The 1185-nt window shown below is 75.2% G+C and carries 1 pseudogene; it reads right to left on the minus strand.

From position 1 onward, the window contains the following. Positions 1-963, minus strand: a pseudogene (locus tag GT354_RS14285) (ATP-binding protein); the annotation flags it as partial. Between the last annotated feature and the right edge of the window lie 222 nt (positions 964-1185).

The raw sequence follows: 1185 nt of genomic DNA on the forward strand, positions 1-1185 counted from the left end.
CACGAACTCGGCGAGCGGGCCGGGCGGCAACTCCCACTCCGCCAGGCCCGCGAACACGGTCGGGAGGTGGCGGGCGGCGCGGGCCACGGACGATGCCGCGTCCGGGTCGGCGGCCCCGTCCAGGGCCCGATAGGCGCTCTCCCAGCGGTCCAGGGTGAGCGGTATCCCCACCCCGCTCAGGCTCGCGATCGCGGCCCTGACCTCTCGCGACACCGACACCCACCACGTTTGGCGGACCCGCATCGCCCGGTCCTCCAGCGTCCCCGACGCCGAATCGGGCGGCAGCGCGGGCGCGTGCGCGCCGTCCACGCACGCCGCCAGTCGGGCCAGACCCGGATGCGGGTACACGTCCCTCGCCCCGAACGGCGAGGTGAACGCCGACGTGCTCAGCAGCGCCGTGTACCAGCGCTCGAACCTCTTCGGGTCCGTCCACCTGGCGTCGTCGAGATCGAGCACCGCCGGGGCCGGTATTCGGCCGAAGCCGGTGCGCGTCGCGGGATCGGCACTCTCCACGAGTACGCGCACGTGCGCCAGTGCGAGCAGCGGGTCGAGCAATTCGGCGACGACGCGCGCGCCTTCGCCGGGTCGGCCGGGCACACCGGCGGCGTCGAGGTCGGCGACGCCGATCACGATCCGCCGAGGCGCGCGGGCCAACGCCCGTACCAGGGCGCGCGGCGAGGTCGCGGCCACTCCCAGTCGCGCGGCCAGGATCGCGGTGACGCTGGGCAGGGTCAGATCGCGCGCCGGTACGAAGGCGTGGATCCGCCGCCGCGCGGGCGCGTTCGCGACCTCCGACGCGGTGTGCAACCAGGCCAGCAGATGCGACTTGCCGACCCCGGACGAACCGGACACCACACACAGCCTCGGTGCGCCCTCGTCGTCGAGCCATCCGAGCAACGCACCGCCGGCCGCGTGTCGACCCGCGCTCATGCTCGGCAGGCGATACTCCGCGCTGCCCTCCATCTGGTCCGATCCCTCGCTCCGTGCCGTGCCGCCGACGGTCCTGCCCGTTGCTCCGCGAAGTGTGGCATCAGGCGCGTGGAGTTGCCGCCGACCCCCGGCCCGGGAGGCCCGAAGCCGCCCGCGTCGAAGCCGCCGCGAACCGGGTCGGACCGACCGAAGTCGCGCACCCGGGAGGCGGCCCGAACCGGCCGGAACCGCGCCGGCGGGGGCGCCGGCAAGGGC

This window comes from Streptomyces sp. SID3343 (assembly GCF_009865215.1).
GTDB lineage: Bacteria > Actinomycetota > Actinomycetes > Streptomycetales > Streptomycetaceae > Embleya.